Source organism: Marivirga lumbricoides, assembly GCF_014636295.1.
Taxonomy (GTDB): domain Bacteria; phylum Bacteroidota; class Bacteroidia; order Cytophagales; family Cyclobacteriaceae; genus Marivirga; species Marivirga lumbricoides.
This window is the reverse complement of sequence record NZ_BMEC01000003.1, coordinates 187,095-211,798: the sequence shown is the minus strand read 5'-3', so window position 1 is coordinate 211,798 and position 24,704 is coordinate 187,095. Positions and strand designations below refer to the sequence as shown.

General features: G+C 35.8%; 21 protein-coding genes and 4 tRNA genes. 4 read left to right on the top strand and 21 right to left on the bottom strand.

The window, feature by feature from the left end; all coding sequences use genetic code 11:
• Positions 1-42: 42 nt before the first annotated feature.
• The 13 genes from rpoC to IEV85_RS05625 form a co-directional block, all read right to left on the bottom strand.
• A complete protein-coding gene (gene rpoC / locus IEV85_RS05685; protein WP_188461077.1) occupies positions 43-4,350 on the bottom strand; it encodes a DNA-directed RNA polymerase subunit beta' in 4,308 nt (1,435 codons plus the stop codon).
• Positions 4,351-4,402: 52 nt separating this feature from the next.
• A complete protein-coding gene (gene rpoB / locus IEV85_RS05680) occupies positions 4,403-8,275 on the bottom strand; it encodes a DNA-directed RNA polymerase subunit beta (RefSeq protein ID WP_188461075.1) in 3,873 nt (1,290 codons plus the stop codon).
• Between the two features lie 183 nt (positions 8,276-8,458).
• The gene (rplL, locus tag IEV85_RS05675) at positions 8,459-8,839 is read right to left on the bottom strand and encodes a 50S ribosomal protein L7/L12 (protein ID WP_188461073.1); all 381 of its coding nucleotides are present in this window, start codon (positions 8,837-8,839) and stop codon (positions 8,459-8,461) included.
• A 42-nt stretch (positions 8,840-8,881) separates the two neighbouring features.
• Complete coding sequence (gene rplJ / locus IEV85_RS05670) at positions 8,882-9,412, bottom strand: 50S ribosomal protein L10 (RefSeq protein ID WP_188461070.1); 531 nt, start codon at positions 9,410-9,412, stop codon at positions 8,882-8,884.
• 1 nt (position 9,413) lies between these two features.
• Positions 9,414-10,112, bottom strand: coding sequence for a 50S ribosomal protein L1 (rplA, locus tag IEV85_RS05665; RefSeq protein ID WP_188461068.1), 699 nt, complete (start codon positions 10,110-10,112; stop codon positions 9,414-9,416).
• An 11-nt stretch (positions 10,113-10,123) separates the two neighbouring features.
• Positions 10,124-10,567 carry a 50S ribosomal protein L11 gene (gene rplK / locus IEV85_RS05660; protein ID WP_188461066.1) on the bottom strand — a complete coding sequence of 148 codons (444 nt, stop codon included), beginning with the start codon at positions 10,565-10,567 and terminating at the stop codon, positions 10,124-10,126.
• A gap of 4 nt (positions 10,568-10,571) precedes the next feature.
• Positions 10,572-11,129, bottom strand: coding sequence for a transcription termination/antitermination protein NusG (gene nusG / locus IEV85_RS05655; RefSeq protein ID WP_188461063.1), 558 nt, complete (start codon positions 11,127-11,129; stop codon positions 10,572-10,574).
• Between the two features lie 24 nt (positions 11,130-11,153).
• Positions 11,154-11,345, bottom strand: a complete 192-nt coding sequence (gene secE, locus IEV85_RS05650) for a preprotein translocase subunit SecE (protein WP_188461061.1) — start codon at positions 11,343-11,345, stop codon at positions 11,154-11,156.
• 22 nt (positions 11,346-11,367) lie between these two features.
• Positions 11,368-11,440: transfer RNA gene (locus IEV85_RS05645), tRNA-Trp, on the bottom strand.
• A gap of 114 nt (positions 11,441-11,554) precedes the next feature.
• The gene (gene tuf, locus IEV85_RS05640; protein ID WP_188461059.1) at positions 11,555-12,742 is read right to left on the bottom strand and encodes an elongation factor Tu; all 1,188 of its coding nucleotides are present in this window, start codon (positions 12,740-12,742) and stop codon (positions 11,555-11,557) included.
• Positions 12,743-12,802: 60 nt separating this feature from the next.
• A tRNA-Thr gene (locus IEV85_RS05635) sits at positions 12,803-12,874 on the bottom strand.
• A gap of 142 nt (positions 12,875-13,016) precedes the next feature.
• A tRNA-Gly gene (locus IEV85_RS05630) sits at positions 13,017-13,089 on the bottom strand.
• 29 nt (positions 13,090-13,118) lie between these two features.
• A tRNA-Tyr gene (locus IEV85_RS05625) sits at positions 13,119-13,200 on the bottom strand.
• Between the two features lie 272 nt (positions 13,201-13,472).
• Between IEV85_RS05625 and IEV85_RS05620 the strand changes: the two genes are divergently transcribed.
• The 3 genes from IEV85_RS05620 to frr are packed head-to-tail and all read left to right on the top strand — an operon-like array spanning position 13,473 to position 15,288.
• Positions 13,473-13,973 (top strand): acyl-CoA carboxylase biotin carboxyl carrier protein subunit, encoded by a 501-nt coding sequence (locus IEV85_RS05620; RefSeq protein ID WP_188461057.1) that lies wholly within the window; start codon positions 13,473-13,475, stop codon positions 13,971-13,973.
• A gap of 32 nt (positions 13,974-14,005) precedes the next feature.
• Positions 14,006-14,713, top strand: a complete 708-nt coding sequence (gene pyrH / locus IEV85_RS05615) for a UMP kinase (RefSeq protein WP_188461055.1) — start codon at positions 14,006-14,008, stop codon at positions 14,711-14,713.
• A 14-nt stretch (positions 14,714-14,727) separates the two neighbouring features.
• The gene (gene frr, locus IEV85_RS05610; RefSeq protein WP_188461053.1) at positions 14,728-15,288 is read left to right on the top strand and encodes a ribosome recycling factor; all 561 of its coding nucleotides are present in this window, start codon (positions 14,728-14,730) and stop codon (positions 15,286-15,288) included.
• A gap of 135 nt (positions 15,289-15,423) precedes the next feature.
• Here the strand turns inward: frr and IEV85_RS05605 are convergent, their stop codons facing one another.
• From IEV85_RS05605 to IEV85_RS05585, 5 genes are all read right to left on the bottom strand, one after another.
• Positions 15,424-18,090 carry a DUF5686 and carboxypeptidase regulatory-like domain-containing protein gene (locus IEV85_RS05605; protein ID WP_188461051.1) on the bottom strand — a complete coding sequence of 889 codons (2,667 nt, stop codon included), beginning with the start codon at positions 18,088-18,090 and terminating at the stop codon, positions 15,424-15,426.
• Between the two features lie 99 nt (positions 18,091-18,189).
• Positions 18,190-18,771: a nicotinate (nicotinamide) nucleotide adenylyltransferase gene (gene nadD, locus IEV85_RS05600; protein WP_188461049.1), complete on the bottom strand. Its 582-nt coding sequence runs from the start codon at positions 18,769-18,771 to the stop codon at positions 18,190-18,192.
• A 76-nt stretch (positions 18,772-18,847) separates the two neighbouring features.
• Positions 18,848-19,423 carry a guanylate kinase gene (gmk, locus tag IEV85_RS05595; RefSeq protein ID WP_188461047.1) on the bottom strand — a complete coding sequence of 192 codons (576 nt, stop codon included), beginning with the start codon at positions 19,421-19,423 and terminating at the stop codon, positions 18,848-18,850.
• 5 nt (positions 19,424-19,428) lie between these two features.
• Positions 19,429-19,665 (bottom strand): anti-sigma factor family protein, encoded by a 237-nt coding sequence (locus IEV85_RS05590; RefSeq protein ID WP_188461045.1) that lies wholly within the window; start codon positions 19,663-19,665, stop codon positions 19,429-19,431.
• A gap of 114 nt (positions 19,666-19,779) precedes the next feature.
• Positions 19,780-20,352, bottom strand: coding sequence for a sigma-70 family RNA polymerase sigma factor (locus tag IEV85_RS05585; protein ID WP_188461629.1), 573 nt, complete (start codon positions 20,350-20,352; stop codon positions 19,780-19,782).
• Positions 20,353-20,580: 228 nt separating this feature from the next.
• On the opposite strand from IEV85_RS05585, the gene IEV85_RS05580 reads away from it, so the two are divergent.
• Positions 20,581-21,717, top strand: coding sequence for a glycosyltransferase family 4 protein (locus IEV85_RS05580; RefSeq protein ID WP_188461043.1), 1,137 nt, complete (start codon positions 20,581-20,583; stop codon positions 21,715-21,717).
• Between the two features lie 184 nt (positions 21,718-21,901).
• Here the strand turns inward: IEV85_RS05580 and IEV85_RS05575 are convergent, their stop codons facing one another.
• The 3 genes from IEV85_RS05575 to IEV85_RS05565 form a co-directional block, all read right to left on the bottom strand.
• Positions 21,902-22,156: an FkbM family methyltransferase gene (locus IEV85_RS05575; protein WP_188461041.1), complete on the bottom strand. Its 255-nt coding sequence runs from the start codon at positions 22,154-22,156 to the stop codon at positions 21,902-21,904.
• Between the two features lie 487 nt (positions 22,157-22,643).
• Entirely contained in the window at positions 22,644-23,732 is a 1,089-nt protein-coding gene (locus tag IEV85_RS05570; RefSeq protein ID WP_188461039.1) for a glycosyltransferase family 4 protein, read from the bottom strand.
• Positions 23,729-24,523, bottom strand: a complete 795-nt coding sequence (locus IEV85_RS05565; protein ID WP_188461037.1) for a glycosyltransferase — start codon at positions 24,521-24,523, stop codon at positions 23,729-23,731. The genes IEV85_RS05570 and IEV85_RS05565 overlap by 4 nt, the downstream gene beginning before the upstream one ends.
• Positions 24,524-24,704: the final 181 nt, after the last annotated feature.

Below are 24,704 nucleotides of genomic sequence, written 5' to 3'. Positions count from 1 at the left end.
TCCAATTATCTCAATTCGTTATTGACTTTATCTAAAGATTATTTATTTCTGAAGCTCTCTTTCCTGAGAAGTTAAACGATCTTCCTTAATAGCATCTAACTCTTCTCGTGAACCTACTATAATATCATTATAGTCTTTCAATCCTGTTCCTGCAGGAATTAAATGTCCAACAATAACATTCTCTTTCAGTCCATTAAGAAGATCTGCTTTACCACGTATGGATGCTTCACTAAGCACCTTGGTAGTTTCCTGGAAGGAAGCCGCTGAAATAAAGCTTTCAGTACCTAAGGACGCTTGAGTAATACCTTGCAGAGTAGGCTTAGAAACCGCTGCTTCAGCATCTCTCACTTTTACCAATTTCAAATCCTTTCTTTTCAAAGTAGAGTTTTCATCTCTTAACTTTCTTGACGAAACAATTTGACCAGGTTTAAGATTAGGTGAATCTCCAGCATCAGTAACTACTTTCATATCCAATATTCTATCATTTTCTTCTCTGAAAACGAATCTATCTACTACCTGATTAGGCAAGAAAGTTGTATCCCCTGATTCAAGTACCTGAACTTTTTGCATCATTTGTCCTACGATTACTTCAATGTGCTTATCGTTGATAGCCACACCTTGTAAGCGGTAAACTTCCTGAATTTCATTTACTATATATTCCTGAACCGCTGTAGGGCCTTTGATAGATAAAATATCGGAAGGAGTTGTAGCTCCATCGGATAATGCATATCCAGCTTTCACAAAGTCATTGTCCTGAACAAGAATATGTTTTGAAAGAGATACGAGGTATCTTTTCTTAACACCATCTTTAGATTCAATGAATATTTCTCTGTTACCTCTCTTAATACCTCCATAAGTTACTACACCGTCAATCTCAGACACTACTGCCGGATTGGAAGGATTTCTAGCCTCAAATAACTCAGTTACCCTTGGAAGACCCCCTGTAATATCTTTGGACTTACTGGTTGATCTTGGGATTTTAGCTAAGATTTGTCCAGGCTTAATTTTCTCATTTTCACCCACTGATAAGTGAGCTCCTACAGGAATATTATAAACCTTAGGCTCTTCTCTTCCTTTCGTATTTACAATTACAGCAGGGTTCTTAGTTTTATCTTTTGTATCGATAATTACTTTTTCTCTGTGACCTGTTTGATCATCAGATTCTTCTTTATAAGTAATTCCTTCTTCTATACTATCAAACTCAGTAACACCTTCAAATTCTGATAAAATAACAGCGTTATAAGGATCCCAGAAACATAACTCATCTCCTTTTGATACTTTGTCGCCTTCTTTTACTTTCAGAATAGCACTGTAAGGTACGTTATTGGTCATCAAGACTTTCTTAGATTTAGGATCTACAATCTTAATTTCACCTGAACGACCCATTACTACAGTCTGAGGATTTCCATCACTATCAGTTGATTGGATAGCTCTTAAATCTTCAAATTCGATTACACCATCAAATTTAGCTTTCACTGTAGCTTCAACAGCAATGTTAGAAGCCGTACCACCAACGTGGAATGTCCTCAACGTAAGCTGGGTTCCAGGTTCACCGATTGATTGAGCTGCAATAACACCAACTGCATCACCCTTTTGCGCCATTTTTGAAGTGGCAAGGTTTCTACCGTAGCATTTACTACATACCCCCTGACGAGTTTCACAAGTTAATACTGAACGTATTTCAACTTCCTCTATATTTACCTCATCAATTATAGCAGTGATTTCATCTGTGATTTCTTCACCAGAAGCAACAATTAATTCATTGGACTCCGGATGATAGATATCGTGAACTGATACTCTACCTAATATTCTTTCAGAAAGTGATTCAACAATTTCCTCGTTATCTTTCAATGCAGAAACTGTAAGACCTCTTAAAGTTCCACAATCTACTTCATTAACAACAACATCCTGGGCAACATCTACCAATCTTCTGGTTAGGTAACCCGCATCGGCAGTTTTCAAAGCCGTATCTGCAAGACCCTTTCTGGCACCGTGTGTTGAGATAAAGTATTCAATAACATCTAGTCCTTCACGGAAGTTAGAAAGAATCGGGTTTTCAATGATACCACCAACTGATCCTGCAAGGTTTTTCTGCGGCTTGGCCATCAACCCTCTCATTCCACCTAGCTGACGAATTTGCTCTCTTGAACCTCTGGCTCCTGAGTGCATCATCATATAGATTGAGTTGAATCCCTGATTATCTTCCTCCAGCTGCTGCATCAAGGAATTAGTTAACTGGGAATTAATTCTTGTCCAGATATCAATTACCTGATTATAACGCTCGTTATCAGTGATAAGACCCATTAAGTAGTTATTCCAAACTACATCAACTTCTTCTTTTGCCTGTGCAACTAATGTTTCTTTGATCTCAGGCACCATTATGTCACCTAATCCCATTGAAAGACCACCCTTATAAGCCATCTGGAATCCTAATTCCTTAATATCATCAAGGAATTGTGCTGTTCTGGCAGATCCACTGATCTTATAAATGTGTGATATAATTCCCTGAAGTTTTTTCTTTGTTAATAATTCATTCACAAAGCCTACTTCTTCAGGAACCGCCTGGTTAAATATTACTCTACCCGCAACTGTTTCTATTAATTTAGTCTCAAGCGATCCATCAGCATTTCTAACTTTAGCCCTAACTTTAATATTGGCATGCTTAGATACCTGACCTTCATTCACGGCAATGATTACCTCATCAGCATTGTAGAAGCTCTTACCTTCTCCTTTTACCACTTCTTCCGGAGTAGATTTCTTCCCTTTGGTTACATAATATAAACCTAATACCATGTCCTGAGACGGTACAGTAATAGGCGCACCATTGGCAGGGTTAAGGATATTATGCGAAGACAACATTAAAGTAGATGCTTCTAAAATAGCCTCATGTCCTAATGGAACGTGAACAGCCATTTGGTCACCATCAAAATCCGCGTTAAAGGCTGTACATGCAAGTGGGTGTAATTGAATAGCTTTTCCTTCTATAAGTTTAGGTTGGAAAGCCTGAATACCTAATCTGTGCAGCGTTGGCGCACGGTTAAGCAACACCGGGTGTCCTTTCAACACGTTTTCAAGAATATCCCAAACTACAGGATCCTTTCTATCTACAATTTTCTTGGCAGACTTAACAGTCTTTACAATACCTCTTTCAATCAATTTCCTGATAACAAAGGGCTTGAAAAGCTCAGCAGCCATTTCCTTAGGAATACCGCACTCATGCATTTTCAATTCAGGGCCAACAACAATTACAGAACGACCTGAGTAATCCACACGTTTACCCAACAAGTTTTGACGGAAACGACCTTGCTTTCCTTTCAGCATATCTGAAAGGGATTTTAATGCCCTGTTACCATCAGATCTTACTGCATTTACTTTTCTTGAGTTATCAAATAAAGAATCTACAGCTTCCTGTAACATCCTTTTTTCATTTCTAAGAATAACCTCAGGAGCTTTGATATCAATTAATCGCTTTAAACGGTTATTTCTGATAATAACTCTTCTGTAAAGATCATTCAAATCTGAAGTAGCAAATCTACCACCATCCAATGGAACTAACGGACGTAATTCAGGTGGAATTACAGGAACCATTTTAATAATCATCCATTCAGGACGGTTTTCTATTCTTGTTCTGGCATCACGAAATGCCTCTACTACTCTTAATCTTTTTAAAGCTTCTGCTTTTCTCTGCTGAGAAGTATCTGTTGCAGCCTGATGGCGTAATTCATAAGATAACTCATCTAACTGGATTCTGCTTAAAAGCATATCTAATGCCTCAGCTCCCATCTTAGCGATGAATTTATTAGGATCATCATCATCCATCTGCTGGTTTTCTCTTGGAAGTTTATCCAGTATATCTAAATACTCATCTTCTGTAAGGAAATCCATATAAGCAACACCATCCTCTTCCTTCACACCCGGCTGAATAACCACGTATCTTTCATAATAGATAATCTGGTCAAGCTTCTTAGTTGGCAAACCTAAAAGATAACCTATTTTATTTGGTAGAGATTTGAAATACCAGATATGTGCAACAGGAACCACTAATTCAATATGGCCCATACGTTCTCTTCGAACTTTTTTCTCTGTTACCTCAACCCCACAACGATCACAGATAATACCTTTATATCTGATTCTTTTATATTTTCCACAATGACATTCCCAATCTTTTACAGGACCGAAAATACGCTCACAAAACAAACCACCCATTTCAGGCTTGTAGGTTCTGTAATTGATAGTTTCAGGCTGCGTAACTTCACCATGAGAGCTTTCTAAAATTGACTCCGGAGAAGCTAAACTGACTGTGATTTTTGTGAAATCAGTATTGATTTTTTTATTTTTTTTGAACGCCATAATTTTTGGTATCTAAAATGGGGGTTCGCACCCCCGATTAAACAAAATGATATTAGTCTAAGGTAATTTCAAGTGCAAGACCTCTTAATTCATGAACCAATACATTGAATGATTCAGGAATATTCGGTCTTCCCATGTTCTCACCTTTCACGATGGCTTCATAAGCTTTAGCTCTACCAATCACATCATCCGACTTAATTGTAAGTATTTCCTGTAAAACGTGAGATGCTCCAAATGCTTCAAGTGCCCAAACTTCCATTTCTCCGAAACGCTGACCACCAAATTGTGCTTTACCACCTAACGGTTGTTGCGTAATTAATGAATAAGGACCAATTGAACGAGCATGCATCTTATCATCTACCAGGTGACCCAGTTTAAGCATATAGATAACACCTACTGTAATTTTTTGATCAAATCGAACACCTGTTAAACCGTCATATAAGTGGGTTCTACCGAATTCAGGTAAACCAGCCTCTGCAAGTTCATTAGAAACCTCTTCAGAAGAAGCTCCATCAAAAATTGGAGTAGCATACTTTCTACCTAATTTTAATCCGGCCCATCCTAATACAGTTTCATATATCTGGCCGATGTTCATCCTTGAAGGTACACCCAGTGGATTCAACACAATATCAACCGTTGTTCCATCTTCCAGGAATGGCATATCCTCATCACGTACAATTTTGGCCACAATACCTTTGTTACCGTGACGACCTGCCATTTTATCACCTACTTTTAGTTTACGTTTTTTAGCAACATAAACTTTAGCCAATTGAACAATACCTGCAGGAAGTTCATCCCCTACTTCAAGAGTAAATCTTTCTCTCTTAAATTTACCCGCAATCTCATTTCTCTTCTTGTTATAATTTTTAACAAGCTCTACAATAAGCGCATTTACCTCTTCATCTGCTGTCCAGTTGTCAAGGATTAAATCAGAAATAAGGTTTACTTCTTCAGGAACATTGTAATTGCTTTCATCTCTATAGATATTCTTTTCAGGGAATAAATTTTTCTCAATATTGTTTCTTGAGAATTTAACCCCCTTACTCATTATCTCATCTCCAAATTTATGTTTAATACCCTGAGATGTCTTTCCAGATAGCAATTCAGTTAATTTCTGAATTTTCAATTCACGTAAATTCAATAATTGCTTACTGTACTCTTTAGATAAAACCTCTACTTCTTTCTTGGCAGCTGCTCTTCCATCTTTATCTTTTTTATGTCTGGCAAATAATTTAGTATCAATTACCACACCTCTTAAAGAAGGAGAAGCTTTCAAAGAAGCATCTTTTACGTCACCTGCTTTGTCTCCAAATATTGCACGTAAAAGTTTTTCTTCAGGAGTTGGATCTGTCTCACCCTTAGGAGTAATCTTTCCAATGATAATATCTCCCTCGGAAATTTCAGCACCAATTCTGATGATACCATTTTCATCTAAGTTTTTAACTGCTTCTTCACTTACGTTAGGTATTTCAGAAGTTAATTCCTCTTCACCTCGTTTTGTATCTCTTACTTCCAGTTCAAACTCTTCCACGTGTATAGAAGTAAAAATATCTTCTCTAACTACACGTTCAGAAATCACAATAGCATCCTCAAAGTTATATCCTTGCCAAGGCATGAAAGCTACTTTCATGTTTCTTCCTATAGCCAACTCACCTTTTTCGGTACCATAACCTTCACACAAAATCTGTCCTTTCTTAACTCTATCACCTTTATAAACAATAGATCTTAAGTTAATAGTAGTATTTTGGTTGGTTCTTCTGAACTTGATCAGGTTATAAACTCTTTCTTCATCTTCAAATGAAACTAATTTCTCAGTTTCATTCATATCGTATTTTATTACAATTTTAGTAGCATCAACAAAGGTTACAACACCATCTTTTTCTGCTACTATTAAAGCTCTGGAATCTCTTGCTACTCTACCTTCCAAGCCTGTACCTACAATAGGTGCTTCAGGTCTTAGCAATGGAACAGCCTGACGTTGCATGTTTGAACCCATCAAAGCACGGTTAGCATCATCATGCTCTAAAAACGGAATCATTGAAGCTGCAACCGAAACAATCTGGTTAGGAGCAATATCCATGTAAGACAACTCTTTTGGCTCCAAGATAGGGAAGTCACCTTCAAATCTGGCTTTAACTCTATCATTCAGGTAAGTACCGTTATCATCTATCGGTGCATTAGCCTGCGCAATGTTATGGTCATCTTCTTCCTCTGCAGTTAGGTAAAGTACGTTTCCACTCATATCAACTTTACCATCTACTACCTTTCTATAAGGAGTTTCAATAAAGCCCATACCATTTACTTTAGCATGCACACATAAAGAAGAGATCAATCCAATATTCGGACCTTCCGGTGTTTCAATTGTACACAATCTACCATAGTGAGTGTAGTGAACATCTCGTACCTCAAAACCAGCCCTCTCTCTTGAAAGACCTCCAGGTCCTAAGGCAGACATTCTTCTTTTGTGTGTAATCTCAGACAATGGATTGGTTTGATCCATAAACTGAGATAATTGGTTAGTTCCAAAGAAAGAATTAATCACAGAAGATAAAGTCCTTGCGTTAATTAAATCAACAGGCTTAAAATCTTCATTATCTCTCACATTCATTCTTTCACGAATGGTTCTGGCCATCCGCGCAAGTCCAACACCAAACTGAGCATACAATTGCTCACCTACGGTACGAACTCTTCTATTACTTAAGTGATCAATATCATCTACAATTGCTTTTGAGTTGATCAAACCGATCAAATACTTAACAATATGAATAATATCAACTTTAGTTAAAACTTTAGTTTCAGCATCTATGTCAAGTCCTAACTTCTTATTTATTCTATATCTACCTACTTCTCCTAAGTCATATCTTTTCTCACTAAAGAAAAGGTTATGAATAATCTCACGGGCAGTTGCCTCATCTGGAGCTTCAGTATTTCTTAGTTGTCTGTAAATTTGTTCTACAGCTTCCTTTTCGGAGTTTGAGTTATCCTTTTGAAGCGTATTATAAACAATACTGTAGTCAGTAATATTAACATCCTTTCTGTGGAAAATGATTGATTTCACACCTGAATCGATGATCATATCAATATCTTCCTCTTCAAGAACGGAATCTCTTTCAAGAAGCACTTCATTACGGTCGATGGAAACTACTTCACCAGTATCTTCATCAACGAAATCTTCTGTCCAGGTTCTAAGTACCCTTGCAGCAAGTTTACGTCCAACGGCTTTTTTCAAAGCAGCTTTGTTGGCAGTTATCTCTTCTGATAAATTAAAGAGATCTAAAATATCCTTATCAGAACCATAACCTATGGCTCTTAATAAAGTGGTTACAGGAAATTTTTTCTTTCTGTCTATATAAGCATACATAACGTTGTTAACGTCTGTAGCAAATTCTATCCAAGAACCTTTGAATGGAATAATTCTAGCAGAATAAAGTTTTGTACCATTGGTGTGTTTACTTTGAGCAAAGAACACACCTGGTGATCTGTGTAATTGAGATACAATTACACGCTCGGCTCCATTGATTATAAAAGAACCTTTCTCAGTCATATAAGGAATATTTCCTAAGAAAACCTCTTGTTCAATAGTTTCGAAATCCTCATTATCCTCATCATTGCACAATAAGCGCAATTTAGCCTTTAAGGGCACAGAATAAGTTAAGCCTCTGTCGATACAGCCATCAATATCATATTTAGGCGGATCTACCAGGTAATCAACGAATTCAAGTACAAAGTTCTCTCTTGAATCAGAGATAGGGAAGTTTTCTTGAAATACTTTAAAGATACCTTCTTCAGCTCTCTTCTCCGCTGGTGTTTCTAATTGGAAGAAATCCTGAAATGACTGGAGTTGAACATCAAGGAAATCAGGATAATCAATGATCCTCTTGATTGAAGAAAAATTGATTCTTTCAGATTGATTTGTATTAGCCAAGGCTCTGAATATTTAAAGTTGTGTATTTATATATGTAAATGCTTTTCAGCGCTTTCCGGTTCCAACAATATTTAAAAATATGTACAAACAGGAAAAGACCTGACTCCAAACACTCTAATGAGGTATGGAGACCAGGCCTAATTTCTCGGGCAGAAATCAGTTAACCCTTTCAGGATCAACTAATTACTTCAATTCTACTTCTGCACCAGCTTCTTCTAGTTGCTTCTTAAGTGCTTCAGCTTCGTCTTTAGCTACTCCTTCTTTAACAGCTTTAGGAGCACCATCCACTAATTCTTTTGCTTCTTTTAAGCCTAAACCAGTTAATTCCTTAACAGCTTTAACTACCTGTAATTTAGCAGCACCTGCAGAAGTTAAGATTACATCGAAAGTAGATTTAGCTTCAGCAGCATCTTCCCCGCCACCAGCGCCACCTGCTGCAGCAGCAGGAGCAGCCATTGCTGCAGGTTCGATACCGTGTGTTTCTTTTAGGTAATCAGCAAGTTCATTAACTTCTTTTACTGTTAATTCTACTAATTGATCTCCAATTGCTTTGATATCAGCCATGATTGTGTTATTTAATTTTTGATGATTTTGTTCTTAATTATTTTATTGTGCTCTTTCTTCAAGTGCTTTTACTATACCAGCTACTTTGTGACCTCCGCTTTGTAGAGCAGAAATAACATTTTTCGCAGGAGATTGAAGTAATCCGATAACATCTCCAAGCAATTCTTGCTTAGATTTAAGTTCACTTAGGAATGTTAAGTTTTCTTCACCTACAAATACGTCCGTATCTATAGCAGCAGCTTTGAAAAGTGGCTTTTCGCTATTATTTTTCTTGCGAAATTCTTTGATTACTTTAGCAGGAGCATTTCCAACTTCCGGAGAAAAAAGGATTCCTGAGAAACCTTTTAACGAATCGTACATTTTTGAAAAATCTGCCTCTTGTTTTTCTAAGGCTTTTTGAATCAAAGAGTTTTTAACTACTTTATATTCGAGACCTTTGTCAAAGCATAACCTACGGAAAGCATTAATCTGCGCAACAGTCAATCCTCCCGTATCAGCTACGTAGAAATGAGTTGTTTGAGATAATTTTTCAGAAAGCTCCTCTATAAGTTGTCCTTTTTCTTGCTTATTCATATTAAATTCCAGCTATAGAGTTTTTATCAATTGAGATGCCTTTGCTCATCGTTGATGACATAGTCATACTCATAAAATAAGTACCTTTAGCAGAAGCTGGTTTCAGCTTAGCCAAAGTTTGGATCAATTCATTCGCGTTTTCAGTAAGTTTCTCCGGAGAGAAGGAAGCTTTACCTACACTTGCATGAATGATTCCGAATTTATCCACTTTGAAATCAATTTTACCTGACTTCACTTCACGGATAGCCTTACCCACATCAAGCGTAACAGTTCCTGATTTAGGGTTAGGCATCAGACCTCTAGGTCCGAGAACTTTACCAAGTCTACCTACTTTCGCCATAACAGTAGGCATGGTAACAATAATATCTATATCAGTCCAACCACCTTCGATTTTCGTAATATATTCATCAAGACCAACATAGTCAGCTCCGGCATCTTTAGCATCCTGCTCTTTATCAGGAGTCACTAAAGCCAAGACTTTGATATCTTTACCTGTACCATGCGGTAATGCAACAACACCTCTAACCATTTGATCTGCTTTTCTAGGGTCTACACCCAATCGAATATCCAAATCTACGGAAGCATCAAATTTCGTTGTTGTAATTTCTTTAACAAGAGAAGATGCATCTGCCAAAGAGTACAACTTATTGGCATCTATTTTCTCTGCTGCTATTTTCTGATTTTTAGTAAGCTTAGCCATTTCTCTATTATTTATGATTCCCAGGGTGCAGTACCAGTTACTTTTAAACCCATACTTCTTGCAGTACCTGCTACCTGACGCATAGCTGACTCAATTTTCAGAGCATTTAAATCCGGCATTTTAGTTTCCGCTATTTCCCTTACCTGATCCCAGGTAACAGAACCAATTTTGTTACGATTAGGCTCTGGAGAACCTTTTTTCTTTTTAGAAGCATCTAAAAGAAGTACAGGTGCAGGCGGAGTTTTAACAACAAAGTCAAAAGATTTATCTTTATAAACGGTTATCAAAACTGGCATTACCTGTCCAGCTTTATCCTGAGTTCTCGCATTAAATTGCTTACAGAACTCCATGATATTAAGACCTTTACTACCTAAAGCAGGCCCTACAGGAGGTGAAGGATTTGCTGCCCCTCCCTTAATCTGTAATTTTACGTATCCACTTATTTCCTTAGCCATCTTGCTATTCTGTTTTTTCTACTTGCATGTAATTCAATTCTACAGGGGTATTTCTACCGAAAATTTTCACCATTACGTTGAGCTTTTTCCTCTCTTCGAAAACCTCCTCAACGGATCCTGTAAAACCGCTAAAAGGTCCGTCCATCACTTTCACTGATTCACCTACTATAAATGGAGTACTTAATTTTTCATCCATCTCTTCAGTTTCATCAACTCTACCTAATATCCTATTTACTTCAGAATTTCTTAGTGGAACCGGAACTTTAGCATCGCTAGATCCTTCACCGCCTAAGAAACCTATCACTCCAGGGATACTGGTAATTACGTGATTCGCTTCACCATATGATAAGTCAGCTGAAACAAAAACATAGCCCGGGAAAAAGTTTCTTTCCCTCACTCTTTTTTTGCCGTTCCTCATTTCATATACCTTTTCAGTAGGTATAAGAATCTGAGGGATATAATCGCTTAATTTTTGACGAGCAATTTCATTGTCAAGATAAGATTTTATTTTCTTCTCCTGACCACTCACTACTCGCAAAACGTACCATTTAAGTTCTGACATTATCTAATTTATTATTATAAATGCTTAAAAAGCATTATAAAACCAGTCCATTGCATTTTCAAATGCCAAGTCAATAACACCAATTAATATCGAGAAGATCAATGATGCAACCAATACTAAGATTGAGCTATTCTGCAACTTAGAATAAGTTGGCCAAGTAACCTTGTATCTCATCTCAGACCAAGACTCTTTAATGAATGTCGTTAATTTCTGCATCTTCTAATTTGATCTAATTTTGCACGGGTGGAGAGACTCGAACTCCCAGCCAATGGTTTTGGAGACCACTACTCTACCAATTGAGCTACACCCGTAAACACCCATGCAACTCAAAATGGTGTGCAAAGGTAGATAAAAGTTTTATATGAAACAAATGCGCTCCCAAAAAATTGAGAACGCATCTGATTTTTGATATAAATATTTAGAAATTAATCTAAGATATCAGTTACCTGACCAGCTCCTACAGTTCTACCACCTTCACGGATAGCGAAACGAAGACCTTTTTCACAAGCAACTTTATTGATTAATTTTACTTCGATTGTAACGTTGTCACCTGGCATTACCATTTCTACATTCTCAGGCAAGAAAATCTCTCCTGTTACGTCTGTAGTTCTTAAATAAAACTGTGGACGGTATTTGTTAAAGAATGGAGTGTGACGACCACCTTCTTCTTTTGACAATACGTAAACCTCAGCTTTGAAGTGTTGGTGAGGAGTTACAGAACCCGGCTTACAGATAATCATACCTCTTTTAATTTGAGATTTTTCAATACCTCTTAATAAAAGACCTACGTTATCACCAGCTTCACCTCTATCTAAGATTTTTCTGAACATCTCAACACCAGTAACTGTAGATTTCAAACCTTCAGCACCCATACCAATGATATCAACAGGCTCACCTGAGTTGATTACACCTCTCTCGATTCTACCAGTAGCAACAGTACCACGACCAGTAATAGAGAAAACATCTTCAACAGGCATTAAGAAATCTTTGTCAGTTAAACGCTCTGGTAATGGAATATACTCATCAACAGCTTTCATTAACTCATCTATCTTAGCTACCCACTCAGCTTCACCATTAAGTGCACCAAGAGCAGAACCTTGAATTACAGGTAAATCATCACCAGGGAATTCGTAGAAAGAAAGCAATTCTCTTACTTCCATTTCAACTAACTCTAATAATTCAGCATCGTCCACTAAATCTACTTTATTTAAGAAAGCAACCAGAGAAGGAACACCTACCTGACGAGCCAAAAGGATGTGCTCACGAGTTTGAGGCATTGGACCATCTGTAGCAGCTACTACAAGAATAGCTCCATCCATTTGCGCAGCACCAGTTACCATGTTTTTAACGTAATCCGCGTGACCAGGGCAATCCACGTGAGCGTAATGCCTGTTCTCAGTAGCGTATTCTACGTGTGAAGAGTTAATTGTAATACCTCTTTCTTTTTCTTCAGGTGCATTATCAATAGAAGAAAAGTCTCTCATTTCTGCAAATCCTTTATCAGATAATACTTTACAGATTGCAGCAGTTAATGTAGTTTTACCATGATCCACGTGACCGATAGTACCTATATTCACGTGGGGCTTTGAACGGTCAAAGTTTGCTTTAGCCATATTTGAAAAATCCTCAGTTTAGTTAAAATTTATATTATATTTATTCGATAACACTGATTGAGCCAACGAGGGGAATTGAACCCCCGACCTCTTCCTTACCAAGGAAGCACTCTACCCCTGAGCTACATCGGCTTAAAAACATTCCACAAAACTAATTGCTTAAAAGTTTTCATCAATACTCAAAGAGTATTTACACCAATTTTTGGTATATCCTATAAAAGGCAGCCACGAAATCGTTCTGCCTTAATGAATAAGAGAATGCTCAATATTATTGAGCGGGAGACGAGGCTCGAACCCGCGACCTGCAGCTTGGAAGGCTGCCGCTCTACCAACTGAGCTACTCCCGCCTATTTACCTATAACGGTAATAGTTTTTGTGGGGGAAACAGGATTCGAACCTGTGAAGTCGAAGACAACGGATTTACAGTCCGTCCCAGTTGGCCGCTTTGGTATTCCCCCTTTCATTAAGCAATTCCCTAAATCACTTTCGTTTTAGGAAGTGCAAAATTATATGGATTTTATATTTTATCAAACATATACCCAAAAAAAGATTGATTTTTTTCTGATGAAATAGATTTAATTTTGAAGACTCTTGACAATCAGACGATTACCTGATTATTAATTTTAATTTATTTACCCTTCAAAAAGACTACGAATATTTTTACCCCTAAAATCATCAGTAAAAGTGTGAAATCCGAAGCTAGTTTTTATCTTCGTGATAAATTTGAGCTATGTATAAAGTAAAGATAAACAATACAGAAGAGGAATTTGATATTTCATTAAAAGAAAATGAAATCTTTCTTAATGATAAAAGCTTCGATTGGGATATCTATCCTATTGATGAGAATTCCTTTCACATTCTCTACAAGAATCATTCTTATACAGCACATATTGTTTCTATTAATTTTGACAGCAAGGAATTTGTTTTCCAAATTAATGGTGAACTTATCTCTCTTAATTTAAAAGATAAAATGGATATTCTTCTGGAAGAAATGGGAATAAGTGATTTGGCTCAAACTAAAGTAAATGACGTTAAAGCACCAATGCCAGGCCTTATTTCTGACATTTTGGTGAAAGAAGGGGATGAAGTTACTCAGGGACAATCATTGATTATTCTGGAAGCCATGAAAATGGAAAATGTGATAAAATCTCCTGGTGAAGGCACCATTTCAGCTATTAAGGTAAGTAAAGGAGATAGTGTGGAGAAGAACCAAATCCTTATTCATTTTTAGTTTTTTACCCTATATTTACAAAAATTTTTTTCATGAAATTCAAACGAATATTATTAAAATTAAGTGGCGAGTCTTTAATGGGCAACAGCGGCTATGGTATCGATCCCAAAAGACTTGAACAATATGCCCAGGAAATAAAAAAAGTAAAAGACCTCGGTGTAGAAATAGCTATTGTAATTGGGGGTGGCAATATTTTTAGAGGGATTCAGGCTGAAGGTGCAGGAATTGACAGGGTTCAGGGTGATTACATGGGAATGCTTGCTACAGTAATTAATGGAATGGCTGTTCAGGGTATACTTGAAAATCATGGTATGTTTACACGTTTGATGTCCGGAATTAAAATGGAGCAGGTCTGTGAGCCCTTTATTAGAAGGCGGGCTATCAGGCATTTGGAAAAAGGACGTGTGGTTATTTTTGGTGCAGGAATAGGTAACCCATATTTCACTACTGACTCAACAGCAAGCTTACGTGCTATTGAAATTGAAGCGGATGTAGTTTTAAAAGGCACAAGAGTAGACGGGGTTTACAGTGCAGATCCTGAGAAGAATGCAGATGCTACCCGCTTTGTCAACATCTCTTTTCAGGAGGTATACGAAAAAGGTCTTAACGTAATGGACATGACAGCTTTTACCCTTTGCCAGGAAAACAACCTGCCAATAATTGTTTTCGATATGAACAAGCCCGGTAATCTGGTTGATTTAATAAATGGAAAAAATGTTGGAACTTTAATTCAGTCATAATTAATTAAACAGGAATGGAAGAAATTGAATTAGTATTAGAAGACACTAAAGACCTGATGGAAAAGGCAATTCAGCATACTAAAAGCGAATTGTTAAAAATTAGAGCCGGAAAAGCTTCTCCTTCAATGTTGGAAGGCCTTATGGTAAAATATTATAATAACGACACTCCCATCAGCCAGGTAGCCTCAGTAAGCACACCTGATGCACGTACCATTGTAATTAAGCCCTGGGAAAAAAACGTGATTGGAGAAATTGAGAGAGCAATTATTAATAGTGATTTAGGATTTAATCCGCAAAATGATGGGGATATAGTTAGAATCAATATTCCGCCACTTACTGAAGAAAGAAGGTTGAACCTAAGTAAGCAAGCCAAAAACGAAGCTGAAGAGGGTAAAATTTCTATCAGAAATGCCCGTAAAGATGCTAATGATCAATTGAAAAAACTACAGAAAGAAGGCACTGCAGAGGATGATGTGAAAAGAGCAGAAGAAAAAGTGCAGGCACTTACTGATGGCTACGTGAAAAAAATAGATGAAATACTTGAGCAAAAAGAGAAAGAGATCATGACTGTTTAAATCTCTTCTTATCCTTTATTGTTATTAAAGCTTTCTTTATAGAGAGCTTTTTTTATTTACAGATAATCCGGCCCGGTAAAACCATATGACCGATAGAATAACCCTCCTCCAAAAGAAAATAGTTGCTTTCTCTTTTTATTCATCTTTATTAGTTTCAATAGAAATACTGCCACCTAAAGTTGTGGCGATACCCACCCTAAAACCAATTCCTTTGTATTTGAAATCTTCATAATTAGTAGCTATTTCTATTCTGAAAAACTTAAGGATTCCATCTAATGAATACCCTAATTCAGTATAGTTATTACTTTGTTTAGTATTTAAATAGTTCACAAAAAAACTTTCTTTCAATCCCATAAACCTTGTAGCAGGAATTTGAGTGATAAGAAATTTTCTGAACCTGTGAAAAAGAAATGTTTGTAAGTAATAATCATCGGTACTGTAAAGGTAATAGTTGAGCAACCGGAAACTTTGTACAGGGTCCAGTTGAGTAATAAAAGCACGGTTTCCTGGAAAGTGTGCAAAGTCCATAAATCCTAAAGAATTATTGTTAAGAAATGCTCCAGCCCTCATGCTAAAATAAGTGGTTCCTTTAGCTCCTATTTCATAATCATCTTTAAATTCAAATTCTATTCGGTCAAAATCAACATCACTATTGGCTAAACCTTTAATGCCTTTAAAATAGGCTAATGATAAAATGGGGCTTTTATCGGTAATAGGAAACTTACGACCATTATTAATAACGTATTTTATGTTTGGTATATAAGTAACTTTAAAATCTGCAGTTAGCGCTTCCTGACCATCAAATTCTTCAATTGGCTCCACATTTATTGGAAGGTTAGGCGTTAAGCCTCTTTCCCAGTCGATAAATGTATAATCTGTATTATTCAACAATCTATATCTATTTTCAAACTCCACACTGCCTGATATCCTCCATTTATGAGAAAAATTATTTTCAAACTTTAACTCTACAAAATCTTTTTCATAAAGCTTCATAAAATTCTGCTCCCACATTAGAGTGAAACTAGTATTAATTAAAGGAGTTATAGCTGGCAGATCATTGAATTGATTAACATATCTGCCTCCTTGTAAGGATATATTTCCTTTCTTAAATTGATATTTCCCCAACAACTTACCGGTAAATTTTTTACGGGCAACAGCGTATCTCATAGTCGGTTTTATTAGAATAAAAGGTGGTTTAATTAACATATAATCACTTTGCATCATATCTGCGGAATCAACTTTAAATTTGAAATTCTTTCGCAATCCAATGCTGTAATCTACATTTAAACCTTCTACTGTATTAAACTGAGTGCTGAGCAAGGCATTGTAGATAATAAAGCTCCAATCCTTTTTCTCACCAAAAGGGTATCTACCACCAAACAGAATATCGGAAAATTCAAAGGTGGAACGGCTGGCTTCTTTTAAAGAATCTTTCTTATTTTCCTCATCGTTAATTATGTTGATACTATCAATCTTAGCATAACCTCTTATTTCACTTTTGGAAAGAGGAATAGGGCGAACCTGCTGCCAAAAAAGTGAGTCTTGATTGTATGCCCCAGAATCAATTTTATAATTGTAAACACCTACTACATCTAACTTGGAAAGTGAGTCGTTTTGATTTTTTTGGTAGTCCTTCATCAAATCTGCTAGCTCTTCAGCTTCTACCTTAACAGACTTAGAGTTTGAGCTTTCTTTCAATTCACTTACGGACTGAGCAACCTCTTTATTGCTAGTTTCTTTGGCTTCTTCTTTGCTTAACACCTCTATTTTATTAGGTAGAGCCGGGTTTAAAGTTATTGTATAATCTGCAACAGATGCCAGGTATTTAAATTCGAATGAAACACCCATTAATTTACCTTCGATATCAAATTGATAGCTAATGGGCATCCATGCTAGTTGATTAATATTTTGATAAATTTGTCTGATCCTTACTTCTATCCCAAGTTCAATTTGAGTGGAAACATCTACACTATAAAGCGCCCAATCTTCTTCAACCAGCTGAATAGTACCCTCAAAAACATTGGGAGCTTTAACTTTTGGTGTAACTTTAATTTTATTAACCAAAAAGCCTCCATCCATAAAAGCACCTAAGTGTTTAAACTCATAATACTGAAAGGCCTTTGAGGAGAGTGGGGAAATAGAGGCGGCTATTTCATCCTGGTAAAAGCTTCCTGAAATGAAACGCATAGGGCTGGCATTAAAATCATTTTCTTTAGAGGCATATACTGAAATTACTTCTTCAGAAAACTGGTTGGGTCTTTTGTATTTGACTTTACTAACTGATTCAGTAATGATCATTGTAGAGGTGTCAATTCCTTCATTCTTTAAAACACTTCTTAAATAGAAAGGAATACTTGTAACCCTCCCTTTACCTTTAACATACACTTTGCCAGAGTAAGCATCAATTAGCTGTCTGTGGTAGCTACTTTTGGCTATTGCTTTACGCATCATCCAGTTAGCCGGATCTGTAGCCTTAGCTGTGGTTGTTACCTCATTCAGCAATAAAGTTTGTTTCTCAAGGTAAACATCTTGTTGCAAGAAAGACTGACCGATTTCAACCTTCTTTATTACCGTCTCAAACCCTACAAATTTATATTGAAGGGTATATTTACCTGGCTTTAGATTCAGTTCATAATAGGCTTCCTGATTAGCAGCTGTCCCTGTACCAAGTTCTTCTACATAGATAGTTGCATAAGGCAACGGCTGACCTTCATTATCATAAATTACTCCTCGTATTCCATTTGAAAATAAAGATTGAGAGAATAAAAGAAAGATGATAATTAGTAAATAGATGTGCTTCATCAGATAGTTTTAGAAGTAGATGCATAAACTGCATAAAAGGTTACAAGTGCCTAAAACTAATTTAAGAAAACTTTTATCGAAAATTTTGCCTCCTTATTATTAATCTATAAATAACTTTTTTGCATTTATCCTCTCTAATACGGCATCTGGAACTAAATATTTTACAGATCGGTTATTTTTTATTGATTTTCTAATAAAAGTAGCTGAAATATCCATTTGAGGCGCTTCAATAAACTTTACGTTTTTATGCTGCTCTAGCGGAGAAGTTTTAGCATTTGGCCGTGGATAAACGAGTAACCCGTACTGGTTTAGAATGACTTCATGATTTTTCCATTTCGGAAAGTTCTTCAGATTATCCTGTCCAATTATTAGCTTGAATTCTACTTCAGGGTACTTATCAGTTAAATAAGCCAATGTATCGGCAGTATAACTTGGCTTAGGCATATGAAACTCAATATCACTCGCCTTCATACTAAAATGATCTGCAATTGCTGCCTCCACCAAATCCATCCTGTCAAATTCGTGCGCTAAAGTGTTTTGTTTCTTGAAAGGATTTTGAGGTGATACAATAAACCAGACCTCATTAACAGCTTTTTCCTCTAGCATTGTATTGGCTATGATTAAATGACCTACATGAATAGGATTAAAAGAACCGAAAAATAAACCAACTGTCTTTTTCATTTAATTTTAATTCAATAACTAATAATTTGAAGATTACTCTAATTTAGGAAGGGTTCAATAATCAGAATAAATTTTTCTATCCCTGCTTCAAAAAATCAGCAACAACTTTTTCTGCTTGTTGCAGAGAGTGCTCCAGGTCTTCATTTACAAGAGTATAGTCGAACTCCTTCTCAAAGGTCATCTCAAATTTAGCTTTGTAAAGTCTTTGAGAAAGGCTGGAGGAAGATTCTGAATTTCGGTCTTTTAGTCTTTGTTCAAGTATTTCGATAGAGGGTACTTTCACAAAAATAGCTAATGCCTTATCACCAAAATATTGTTTGAGTTTTATTCCTCCTTTTACATCCACATCAAATATAACATGCCTGCCGGAGTCCCATATGCGCTGAATTTCACTTTTTAATGTACCATAGAAATTCCCTTCGTACACCTCTTCCCACTCTACGAAATCTTCGCTATCAATTCTTTTTTTGAAATCATCTACTGACAAGAAATAATAATCCACTCCATCCACCTCAGTTCTTCCACGTTTATCCCGCGTGCAAGCTGATATAGAAAAGCCTAATTCCGGGTGTTTTTTAATAAGATGATTGACTATTGTTGTTTTACCTGCTCCTGAGGGGGCAGAAAAGATAATTGCTTTTCCGGAATTCATTTATTTCAGGCTAATTCTAAAACTTTGGATTGGATTGAGGTAGCTAATTCTGATGGCAGGTTTGGTTTTTTTAATCTACTCTTCAAGCCCTCTTTTATTGAAAGGCTTAACTCAAATTCATTTCTACAGCATTCGCATTTCGGTAGATGCTCATCTAATTCATGTCTCTGCTGCTGAGTAGCTTGTCCATCAATTACAAGTTGTAACAACTCTGAACATTGTTGTTTCTTCTCTACTTCCATCGGTTAATTACTTACTTTAAAAATTTCCCTGACATAGTTTTTTCCTTTCGGATAGGTTATAGTACCAATACAAATATGCCGAATGTTTAGTTCTCAAAAAATTTATTAATTAATTTATTTCCTTTTATCCTTGTAACCCATTGAAGTAGCATAGTTTACTAACTTCTCTTTTAGAAGATTTCTTGCTCTATGCAATCTACTTCTAACTGTACCAATAGGAATGTCGAGTATTTTCGCCATCTCTTCGTAAGTAAACCCCTCTAAATCACATAAAATGATAACCGTTCTAAAATCTATATCCAGCGAATTTAATGCATTGGTAATTTCATCACCAATCATATGCTGAACAGTCTCCACCCTTAAATCCGTGGTAATTTTCTCATCGACCGATTCAGAATTATAATAAGATTCAACCTCCTGGTAATCTACTTTGTTAGGCTGCTTGCTTACCTTACGATAGTTATTAATAAAACTATTTTTGAGTATGCGAAATAGCCATGCTTTAGCATTAGTACCTTCTTCAAATGAATTAATGAAACGGAAAGCTTTCAGATAGGTCTCCTGCACAAGGTCTTTTGCATCATCTTCATCTAATGTAAGACGATAAGCAAAATTATACATCGCATCAATATGCGGCATAAATTCCTTGTTAAAAACCCTTTGTTTATCTTTGCTCTTATATGGCATACTTTCCCCCACTGACATAGTAATTTTAACGGTTTGATCTTCTTATGTATATAACCAAAAATAACGTAGAAGGTTATATTCTATTTTTATCTGATTAGATTTTGTTTTCAGAATTATAAATACGTTTAGGGGTTAATTTTATATCAATTATTTACGAACCAACCTGAATGTTGGTTTCATAGTATTTAAGGAAGGACTTTATTCTATAATTAAAACCAAAAATTTTTAATGAATATACTTATTTTATGTGCTCAGGGTGGAGTAGCAGGCTCAACTTACAGCATTTCCTATTTAGCTAAAGGTTTAGCAGAAAAAGGACATCAAGTTTTTTTGGGGCTGAAAGAAAATACTTTCCTGGATTCCTTAGTAGAAAATTCTGCTGTACATCGGATTTATATGCCTTTTAAAGGTAAATTAGATAAGAAAACCAGGACCATTATTACAAAAATAATTGATAAAAAAAACATACAGGTTATCAACGCTCAGTCTTCAAACGATCGGTATGTAGGCCCAATCATAAATTTATTTAGAAAGAATAAAATATTAGTGGTACAGACAAGAAGACAGCATCCAAAACAAATGTTGGGCGCCAATAAATTTTTTCAAAATATCTTCAATAATTTCTTTTCTGACTACCTCGTAACAGTCAGCCATGAGTTGAAAAAAATTTTTATTTCGAGAGGCATAAAAGCTGAAAAGATTAAAGTAATTCATAATGGCACCCCAACTGAGCAGTATATTCAGAATAAAAGATTAAGTCAGCAACTTAAGCAAAATTTAGGCTATACTGATGATGATGTTGTAATTGGCTGTGTAGCCAGATATAAAAATCAACCTCAATTGGTAAAAGCACTTAAGTACCTGCCTAAGGAATGGAAAGTTCTTTACGTAGGGCTCGATGAAAAATCTTATCGTGAAAGGTTCCCTGATGAACCGGATATATTAGATGTACCACAGCAGGTAAAATGTACTGGTATAATAGAAAATAAAGCTGAAGTAATTCAGTATTATACTTTAATGAATGTTAATATTTTACCTTCCACGATGGATGGGTTTGGTTTGGCATTAGTGGAAAGTATGGCCATGGGTACTCCGGTGGTAGCTACTAATTATGCAGGAATTAAAGATGTGGTGCAACATGAAGAGAACGGGCTCCTTTATGAAAATGAAAATTATGAGGATTTAGCCCGACAGATTGAAAAAGCCGTATTAAATACTCAATTAAGAGAAAAAATGATCCAGATAGGCTATGAAGCAGCTTTCAAGAAGTTTTCCATTCAAAATACTATTAATAATTATGAAAGTTTTTTTGAAGAAATTATTGAAGCAAGAAAAAGCAAAAAAGATTTAAAGATTATGGAATAAGTCTACTCCGATTTTAAAATTTTTATTTACAGCTAAAGTATCACGAGCCACTCTTTACAGAGATAGTTATTTGCAGTAAAGTAATTTTCTATCTCTTTATAAGTAGTAAATTGATATGATCAGTTTCAAAAACAAGCAATTTAGGCTGGTGCTTAGCCATATTAAACATTTTAATTATTTCAATTCAATAATAGCCTTCTGCATCTATTTGTAATACATCTATATGTTTAATATTGTATTTCTCAAATAAAAACGAGAAAGACTTAGTCTCAACTTTTATCTTTTCAATAAACCCTTCTTTATTCTGAGGCGGTTCAACTCTATTACTTCTGGCAGTTGTTGCAATGCTTCCTGAATCTACCTTGTCTTTTAAAATTTTTAAATTCAAGGTAGCAAATCCTGTTGCCCAACGTTCTGAACAAAAGCTTAATCGGTGCATATCCATTAATCCCACCTCATGGCAGAGTGCTATATTTTCCAGGTGAATACCTTTGTTTATTCTTTAAAGTGGTAACAATTTATGGTGAAAAAGGTCAGGTCGAGACTCGATTAAAACACCCGACCAACCATCTGTTTTGATTAATTCATGAATTGGATCATGATTAATACTATCATTGGCTCACACCTGCATCACAATGATACTCTTCAGTTAGCGGGATAGCTTATATCATAAAAGTATGACAGACTTCCTTCTGAGGGCTTGTAAAGGTATCTATTAAAAAAATAAAAAAAGGATAGAATTTCTGGCAGATAAATTAAATACAATTTAATTATATGAGCAGACTAACTGTTTTTAATCAAAATGGATATTTTTTTTTAAAAACCTTTAACCTACAATAATATTATTATTTTAATAATCCTGTTTGAACCTCAATGAAAATCAACTGATAATAAACAGATTAAATATATATAATTCTAAACTTAAATTATTTCGCTAATAGCTCTTGATAAAATGCTTCATATTCTTTCACGGTTCTACTGGTATGAAATACTGTTTGAATCCTATTTTGTGCTGCCTCTCCGTACTTTGTAATCAGTTCAGGATGCTGCAGATATTGCTTCATTCCTTCTGAAAGTTCCAATGCGCTGCCGGGCTTTACAACCAATCCTGATTCACCGGAAATAACCAAATTCTTATTCCCTGGTATATCAGTTATTAATGGGGCTTTTCCTAAGGACATCGCTTCAATTACTGCCTTGGTAATGGCTTCACCATAAAGGGAACTTAAAACAAAAACATCACAGGCATTCACGATTTCCAATATATCTTTTCTAAAACCGAGGATATGGATTTTACCCTTTAATGGGCTCGCATTAATCAGCTTGAGAAACTCAGGTTTATCCATTCCATTTCCAGCTAAAAAAAGATGTAGAGGAGTATCCTCTTCCATATAATGAGTAGCCTTCAGTAAGTGAACCACACCTTTCATTTTTCTGTCATTAGCTGCACAAACAAAACTAACTTCCCCCTCCTTAACGCCATATGCTTTAAGATCAAAATCTCCTTTCACCTTGTACCAACTGATATCATGTCCCTTATTAATCGTTCTAAACTTTTCTTTTGCCCATGGTGCATTTTTAATAAATATCTGCCGGATCGCTTCAACAAGGCACACTACGCCATCCACTCTTGGACTAAAATATTTGAAATACATAAATGGATCATACCATGCAATATTTCCCGTGTAGCCTCGGTATAAAACCACTTTTACAGGCAATCCTTTTGCAGCCGGCAATCCGTTTAAATAAGCCAGGCTGTTAAACATTTGTAAAATATCATATTTACCTTTTACCAGTTCTTCCCTGATGAAAGCTATGCTCTTCTTATCTCTTTTCTTTTCAGGATGGAACGGTATCACACGAATTCCATTTTCAATAAACCTTTGATTATATTCCGCATCCTCGTAAGTCATGATAGTAACCTCATGACCTTTCTTTTGCAAACCTATAAATATTTCTGCCTCAGGTCTTAAAGTAACAGTTAGTCGGTAATCAGATATTACTAATATTTTCATTTGGCTAAATCCTGGTTAATCTTTTTTGGGCTATTTTCTTTCATTTTTTGAAGCTCCCAAAGTTTTATAATTTTCAAATACGTTTCTGCGGCAGAAAGGAAACAAATAGTTAAGCCCCTGTACCCGGCCATAAAGCCTCTCTTTAAAAAATAATCCCGAAAAAAACGCCACAGTGGTTTCGATATAAGTTTCAATATGCTAAACCTTTTTCCGGATTCGTATGCTGCTTTTGCTGCTATACTGGAGAAATAATTGATTTGCGATCCATGTTCTGAAATTGTATTATAGGTATAATGCAACAAATCACCTTTTAAGAAATGTACCTTTTCTGTTGACAGAACCACTTTATCGTGAGGGTTAACTCCTCCCCAACTTCCAAAATTTTTATTAAAAAGCCTTACTTTTTTATCAGGATACCAACTGCCATACCTGATAAATTGCCCACAGTAGGAAGACAACCTGTTGAAATAGTAAGCATCATACTCCCAATCATTCTTAATACTTTGAATCGACTCTTTTAATTCCGGAGAAAGCGCTTCATCCGCATCAAGAGATAATACATGAGGGTGTAAGGCTTGATCCAAAGCATAATTTTTCTGCTGGATATGGCCTTCAAACGGATGTTGAATAAATTTGCAATTAAATTCAGCACATATTTGAGAAGTGGCATCTGTGGAAAACGAATCTACCACAACAATTTCATCGGCAATGTCCATAACCGATGACAAACATCTTCTGATATTAACCTCTTCATTAAAGGTGATTATTACAACTGATAATTTTACTTTCAAGCTGAATTATTCAAGTGAGACAAAATTTGATTTGCTTTTTTACCTCGTAAATGTTAAGCACACATTCTAACTCTATTAAAACTTAATGTTATTTTAAAAATAGAACAGAATCAAAATTACCATATTACATTTGATATTTCAAAAGATTAATCTACTATGAAGCATAGGTTGGTCATTGGAG